Source organism: Flavobacterium cellulosilyticum, from assembly GCF_004349355.1.
GTDB lineage: Bacteria > Bacteroidota > Bacteroidia > Flavobacteriales > Flavobacteriaceae > Flavobacterium > Flavobacterium cellulosilyticum.
In genome coordinates this window covers 167,753-174,946 of sequence record NZ_SMFK01000007.1, presented here as the reverse complement: position 1 = coordinate 174,946, position 7,194 = coordinate 167,753, and the positions used below count along the sequence as shown (strand labels likewise).

Annotated in this window: 7 protein-coding genes and 1 rRNA gene; 6 read left to right on the top strand and 2 right to left on the bottom strand. The window is 32.1% G+C overall.

What is annotated here, in order from left to right:
- The first annotated feature begins 130 nt into the window (after window positions 1–130).
- A 5S ribosomal RNA gene (rrf, locus tag E0F76_RS12345) occupies window positions 131–240 on the top strand.
- 235 nt (window positions 241–475) lie between these two features.
- Window positions 476–1,474, top strand: coding sequence for a zinc dependent phospholipase C family protein (locus E0F76_RS12340; protein WP_132006346.1), 999 nt, complete (start codon window positions 476–478; stop codon window positions 1,472–1,474).
- A gap of 115 nt (window positions 1,475–1,589) precedes the next feature.
- Here E0F76_RS12340 and E0F76_RS12335 read toward each other — a convergent pair whose 3' ends face one another.
- Both E0F76_RS12335 and E0F76_RS12330 read right to left on the bottom strand, forming a co-directional pair.
- Window positions 1,590–2,579 carry a glycosyltransferase family protein gene (locus E0F76_RS12335; RefSeq protein ID WP_132006343.1) on the bottom strand — a complete coding sequence of 330 codons (990 nt, stop codon included), beginning with the start codon at window positions 2,577–2,579 and terminating at the stop codon, window positions 1,590–1,592.
- Complete coding sequence (locus tag E0F76_RS12330) at window positions 2,580–3,395, bottom strand: UDP-2,3-diacylglucosamine diphosphatase (RefSeq protein WP_132006340.1); 816 nt, start codon at window positions 3,393–3,395, stop codon at window positions 2,580–2,582.
- Between the two features lie 234 nt (window positions 3,396–3,629).
- On the opposite strand from E0F76_RS12330, the gene E0F76_RS12325 reads away from it, so the two are divergent.
- From E0F76_RS12325 to E0F76_RS12310, 4 genes are all read left to right on the top strand, one after another.
- Window positions 3,630–4,316, top strand: a complete 687-nt coding sequence (locus E0F76_RS12325) for a tetratricopeptide repeat protein (protein WP_132006337.1) — start codon at window positions 3,630–3,632, stop codon at window positions 4,314–4,316.
- A 64-nt stretch (window positions 4,317–4,380) separates the two neighbouring features.
- Window positions 4,381–5,736 (top strand): UDP-N-acetylmuramate--L-alanine ligase, encoded by a 1,356-nt coding sequence (locus tag E0F76_RS12320; protein WP_132006334.1) that lies wholly within the window; start codon window positions 4,381–4,383, stop codon window positions 5,734–5,736.
- Between the two features lie 7 nt (window positions 5,737–5,743).
- Window positions 5,744–6,436 carry a RadC family protein gene (radC, locus tag E0F76_RS12315; protein ID WP_132006331.1) on the top strand — a complete coding sequence of 231 codons (693 nt, stop codon included), beginning with the start codon at window positions 5,744–5,746 and terminating at the stop codon, window positions 6,434–6,436.
- A 1-nt stretch (window position 6,437) separates the two neighbouring features.
- Window positions 6,438–7,130 carry a YjjG family noncanonical pyrimidine nucleotidase gene (locus E0F76_RS12310; RefSeq protein WP_132006328.1) on the top strand — a complete coding sequence of 231 codons (693 nt, stop codon included), beginning with the start codon at window positions 6,438–6,440 and terminating at the stop codon, window positions 7,128–7,130.
- Window positions 7,131–7,194 lie beyond the last annotated feature (64 nt).

The window sequence follows — 7,194 nt, the reverse complement described above, 5'->3', positions numbered from 1 at the left end:
TTTTTTCTTTATCTCAGTATGTTAAGATATTTGTCCGCCGCGCGGACAGTCTGAAAGTCAAAAGTCAAAAGTCGAAAGTGTCCTAGGTACATTAAGACATTAGACATTGAAACTTTACGACAAATAGCCTTAAGGTGGTTATTGCGGCGGGGCTCACCTCTTCCCATCCCGAACAGAGTAGTTAAGCCCGCCTGCGCAGATGGTACTGCAGTTATGTGGGAGAGTATGTCGTCGCCTTTCTTTATTGAACCCCAACCTGAAAAGGTTGGGGTTCTTTTTTTTATTGGTATGCCCTGTTCGCCTAAGGGCTAGGTTCGTCGCTTTTTAGCATGGCTATATTTTGAACTTGGAATCGGTCGATAACACGAGTTGCATTAGGAAAGGATTATTTATTAATAACAAGTTTAAAAAACAAATTTTAACTTGTTCTTTATAAGAAAGAAATACCTTTGTTGCATTAAAAAATCACTTACAAATGAAAAAGTTTAAATTAAAACCAATCTTTATAACTATTTCTATTATATCAATTAGTTTTGTTACGATATCATGGGGAATAGTAGGTCATGAATATATCAATAAGGCAGCTGTTATGGTTTTACCAAAACCAATGTTAACCTTTTTTTATAATCATATCGACTTTATAACTCAGGAATCTACTGTTCCAGATATTCGTAAATATTCTTTAAATTATAAAGAGGAAAATCCAAGACATTTTTTCGATATGGAAAACTTTGGTTCACAGGATAGTTTACCTAAAACTTTGGCAGAAGCTAATAAAAAATATGATTCTAAATTTTTATTGAATAATGGTATTCTTCCATGGTTTATCGATGAAATGATGGTGAAACTAACTAAAGCTTTTAAAGAAAAAAACAGAGCCGAAATACTTTTCTTAGCAGCAGATTTAGGACATTACATTGGCGATGCGCACATGCCATTGCATACATCGGTCAATTATGACGGCCAATTAACAGAGCAAAAAGGAATACATGCCCTTTGGGAAAGTAGAATCCCAGAACTTTTTGTCAATAATTATAAATTTACAGTAGCTCCACCTCAATATATAGAAAACATAAGCCTTCATACATGGAAAATAATAAATGATTCGCATAGTTTAGCAACACCTCTTTTGTCAGCTGATAAACAATTGAGAACTACAACAAAAGAGAATAATATATTTGTTGTTGACGCTCAAGGTGCAATTGTAAAAAATAAATATAATGCTGCAAAATTTTCAGATGATTACACTTCTAGATTGAATATAGCTTTAAATGGAATGGTCGAAAGTCAAATGAAAAAAGCCGTGACAGAAACTGCCAGTTATTGGTATACTGCGTGGGTAAATGCAGGAAAACCAGATTTAAGTGATTTGGATGGGCCTGAATTGACTAAGCGAAATAGCAAATCATTAAAAAAAGATTTGAAATTGTTTATGAAAGGTAACTTATTTGGATTTAAAAATCAAGAAGATTAGTTGGATTGTCAGTTCTTAAAAAAAAGAAACTGATAATATAATAATATAGTGTATTTAAATTGTTGTATAAATATAGGATTGAATCTCTTTAATCAATGGTAAAACAACATTCGTTTTAATTATGATACGTGTCGAATAAATGTTGTAAAGTTTCAGGGATATTATTAGGTTGTATTTTGGGGTAGATTATTTTTGTGTTCAACCAGTTTTTAATAATTTTATCAAAATCTTCATCTATTTCATATACAACTGGAACGCCCATTTTTTTTAAAGCTGCGGCATTACTTTCTTGTTCATAGTGGTCACGAATTGGAATGCTTAGAATTTTTTTTCTCAAGTACAAGGCCTCTGCAGGAGTTTCGAAACCTCCTCCAGTAATGATTCCGTCACAGTTTATTAAACTGACATTAAACTGTTTCTGATCAACTGGGAAATATGTGATATTCCCTTCAGAGTATTTGAAAGCTATGTCATTTAAAAACCAGTGAAATTGGACATCAGCAAGTTTATTAAACGCTTTTTCTAAACAATCTTTTTGAAAAGAAGGCAAATAGACCGTGATATGATTTAAGTTCTTAGGGTTTGAATTTATGATTTCATCTTTGATAATTGGTGGGTGAATAAAGGAATCATATTTTTCAAAATGCAACCCAATGTGTTTTGGTGAAGTGGCATAATGTTTCAGGATCATTTCACCCATAATGTTTTTTTTTTCTGGTCTAGGCGTGTTTTTAGAAATAAAACTAGCTTGGTGTCCAAACTGTACCGAATGTACCTTTTGCAATTTACAAGCAAGCGAAGTAATTGATTCAAAATCATTAATAATCACATCATAATTTTTTAAAGGTAATGACTTTGCATCCTTATATATTTGAGTAGGTTTGATGTTTTTAACAATATCCCAATAATTTAAACCGCCACATTTGCTATAATGCAAACTACAACCTTCACTTTTGAATTTTACTGGTAAATCAATATTCAAACTAGAATTGTTACCACTTAAGAAGAAATCTACTGAACCATATTTTTGTAGAAAAGGATATAATTGTATGGCTCTACTGATGTGTCCATTTCCTGTTGCTTGTATAGCGTAAAATATTTTCATTTAAGATAAAATTTTGTTTACAATATCGTTTATGATTTTATCTTCATTTGTTTCATCTACTGAAAAATTGGATTTATTGTAGTGGTAAAGTGACCATTTTTCTTTATTGTATTCTAAAGCGGTAAGGTTTTCAATCCAATCGCCACTGTTTAAATACAATACTTTACCGTGCTCATTTTCAATCATCTTCATTTGAGGTTTGTGAATATGTCCACAAACAACATAACTGTATTTTTTTTGAATGGCAATTTCGGCCGCAGTTGTTTCAAAATTTGATACAAACGACACAGCTTTTTTCACGCTGTCTTTAATAATTTTCGAAAAACTTCTTTTCTCTCTACCTAATAAAACAAGAATCCAGTTGATGAAACTGTTAAATAAGATTAACAGATCGTAGCCTTTTCCTCCTAATTTTGCGAGGATTTTTGCATATCCTTTCGTAGAAGAATCAAATACATCACCATGAAAAATCCATGTTTTCTTACCATTCAAATCTAATACTAGTTTGTCAACTAATTCAAAATTCCCAAGAATGAAATCGGTGTATTTTCGCAAGGCTTCATCGTGATTTCCAGTAATATAAATTACACGAGTTCCAAGATTAGACATTTTAATTATTTGCCTTAACACATTCATGTGAGCAGCTGGGAAATAGCGCTTGCTAAAACTCCACATGTCAATAATGTCGCCGTTTAACACCAATATTTTTGGCTGAATCGATTTAAGGTATTGTAATAATTCATTGGCATGGCAGCCATAAGTTCCTAAATGAACATCACTGATAACAACAAGGGGAATTTTTCTTTTCTTTTTCATATTTTGACTTTTATCAGTCTTAGTAGTCTGCCGAGTGCAGAAGTAATTTGCACAATATCATTAGTGGAAGTGAACTATTTAATTTCATTTTAATTTCATATATTATTTATACGAAAGTAGGCCCGTAATGTTAGGTTAATGTTTCTTTTATATTATGAATCATTTATATTTTATTTAAGATTTTAAACTATAATAAGTAAGTTTACTCTTTTAAAATTTCCTTATTTTTGAAGAATGAAACTCATTATAATTTTCTTTTTATTTCTTCATGTATTAACATGGTCTCAAACTAATTTTGAAAAAGGGGAACGCTTGTTTAAGGAAAGAAAATTCATTCAAGCACAAGATTTTTTCGAATCAGCTATAAAAACTGATCCTTCTGACTTAAAATCAATAGAATATCTTGGAGATATTGCTGGTCATAATAAATCTTGGGACAAGGCAATCATTTATTATAAAAAACTAAAAGAATTAAAACCATCTGAAGCTAATTATTTTTTTAAATATGGAGGTGTTCTGGGGATGAAAGCTAAAGATTCAAATAAATTTGTGGCTTTGGGTATGATTGGAGAGGTGAAATCTTCTTTCGAAAAAGCCATAATACTAAATCCTAAGCACATTGAAGCGCGATGGGCATTAGTAGTTTTGTATCTTCAACTACCAGGTATTATCGGCGGAAGTGAATCTAAAGCTGTTCGATATTCTAATGAATTATTACAATTATCTCCTGTTGACGGTTATTTGTCCCGAGGTCAAATAGAAGAGTATTTTAAAAGATACACATCAGCAGAAATATTGTATGTAAAAGCGAATGAAATTGGTAAATCAAAAATTACTTTTCAAACATTATATAATTTATATTTGAATAAATTAAAAGAAACCAAAAAAGCACAGGAATTGAAAGAACAATTCTATAAATAATAATCATTCTCTAAATTCCAAGTTGTTCAATTGGAATTTGGAATTTAAAAATTGGATTTAAATAATGAAAACACATTTCATCGCCATTGGTGGCAGCGCAATGCACAACCTTGCTTTGGCATTACACAATAAAGGATATCAGGTTACAGGAAGTGACGACGCTATTTTTGAACCTTCAAAAAGTCGATTAGATAAAAAAGGAATTTTACCAGTAGAATTGGGTTGGTTTCCAGAAAAAATAACTCAAGATATTGAAGCTGTAATCCTAGGGATGCACGCTAAAGCGGATAATCCTGAATTACTAAAAGCACAAGAATTAGGTCTTAAAATATATTCCTATCCTGAGTTTTTATACGAACAATCCAAAAATAAAACTCGCGTAGTGATTGGTGGTTCGCACGGAAAAACAACCATCACTTCGATGATATTACACGTGATGCATTATCACAATATTGAAGTTGATTATATGGTCGGAGCTCAACTAGAAGGTTTTGAAACGATGGTGCATCTTACGGAAGAAAATGACTTTATCGTTTTGGAAGGAGATGAGTATTTGTCTTCGCCAATAGACCGCAGACCAAAATTTCATTTGTATCAACCCAATATTGCCTTGATTTCTGGAATTGCTTGGGATCATATTAATGTGTTTCCAACTTATGATTTCTATGTGGAACAGTTTGAAATATTTATTGCTAAAATTACCAATGGCGGAATTTTGGTATACAATGAAGAAGATCCAGAAGTAAAACGTGTTGCCGAAGTAGCTTTGAATCCAATTCGTAAAATTCCATATATAACTCCAAAATACGAAGTAAAAGATGGAGTTACTTTGCTGGAAACTCCAGAAGGCGCCATGCCAATTGAAGTTTTTGGAGCGCATAATTTGAATAATTTGGCTGGAGCCAAATGGATTTGCCAAAATATGGGAGTGGACGAAGCCGATTTTTATGAAGCGATTGCGAGTTTCAAAGGAGCATCAAAACGATTAGAAAAAATTGCTGAAAGCAAAACGAAAGTTGCGTATAAAGATTTTGCGCATTCGCCAAGCAAGGTGGCTGCAACTACAAAAGCCGTGAAAGAACAATATCCAAACCGAACTTTGGTGGCTTGTTTAGAATTGCATACGTACAGTAGTTTGAATTCCGAATTCCTGAAAGAATACGAAGGTGCATTGGAATATGCTGATGTTGCTGTTGTTTTCTATTCGCCAGATGCAGTAAAAATAAAACAACTCGAAGAAGTAACTTACGATCAAATTGCCATGGCATTCAATAGAAAAGATTTAATTATTTATACCAATCCAGGGGAGTTTAAAACTTTTTTGTTTAATCAAAATTTAGAAAACTCGGCATTGTTATTAATGAGTTCAGGAAATTATGGAGGATTGAATTTTGATGAAGTAAAAGAAATGATAGAATAAAATATAAATGGAAAACAACCCTTTCCCCATAACGAATTGGTCTGAAGACGACAAACCTCGCGAAAAATTAATGCTTAAAGGTAAAAGTGCTTTGAGTGATGCCGAGTTGATTGCCATTTTGATTGGGTCGGGAAGTCGCAATGAGTCTGCTGTAGATTTAAGCAAACGAATTTTGGCAAGTGTCGATAACAATCTGAATGCTTTAGGGAAAATGACGATTCAACAATTGATAAATTTCAAAGGAATTGGGGAGGCAAAGGCCATCTCTATTGTGGCAGCCATGGAATTAGGAAGACGCAGAAGAGTAGAAGATGCAGTTGAGTTAAAAAAGATTACGTCGAGCAAAATGATTTTCGAGTTGATGCAGCCCATTATTGGAGAATTGCCACACGAAGAATTTTGGGTTTTATATTTGAATAATTCAAACAAAGTTCTTTCTAAATCCCAACAAGGGAAGGGAGGAATCACAGGAACAATGGTCGATGTGCGATTGGTGTTTAAAGTAGCTTTAGAATTAGGTGCTACAAGTGTTATTTTGTGTCACAATCATCCTTCGGGTACTTTGACTCCAAGTGAAGCTGACAAGCAAATAACAAAAAAGTTAAAAGCCGCAGGAGTCAATCTTGATATTCAAGTATTAGACCATCTTATCATTACCGAAAACGGCTATTTTAGTTTTAACGACGAAGGAATTTTTTAAAATGAAAGTAATAAATAACATATCAGATGTTTTTTTTGATTTAGACCACACCCTTTGGGATTTCGAAAAAAATTCGGCCTTAGCTTTTGAAACAATTTTTAAATTGAATAAAATGCCTATTGATATGGTTCAATTTCTTCATTTTTATATTCCTAAAAATCGAGAATATTGGGAGAAGTATCGAAAAGATGAAATAACTCAGGAAAAAATGCGTTTTGGACGATTGAAAGATACTTTAGATTTGATTCAATTTGACGTTGAGGATGATTTAATAAATCAGTTATCTAAAGAATATATTCATTATTTGCCCCAATACAATCATTTATACGAGGGAACAATTGAACTTTTGGATTATTTAAGACCAAAATACAATTTGCATATTATAACCAATGGTTTTGCGTCAATACAAGGACATAAATTAGATAATTCGTATATTACACATTATTTCAAAACCATTACAAATTCTGAAATGGCTGGTGTAAAAAAACCAAATCGACTTATTTTTGAATATGCTTTAAATTCGGCAAAAGCAAAAAAAGAAAATAGCATTATGATTGGCGATTGTATTGAGTCAGATGTGCAAGGGGCTTTGGATGCAGGTTTAGATGCTATTTTTTTCAACGAAAACAACATTGAAGTAGGTTCACATATTAAACAAGTGAGTCAATTATTAGATTTAAAAAAATATTTATAAATAACCTGATTATAAATTTATAAGTTAAAAGTAATTACAGGAGAATACAAATTGAAATTAATAT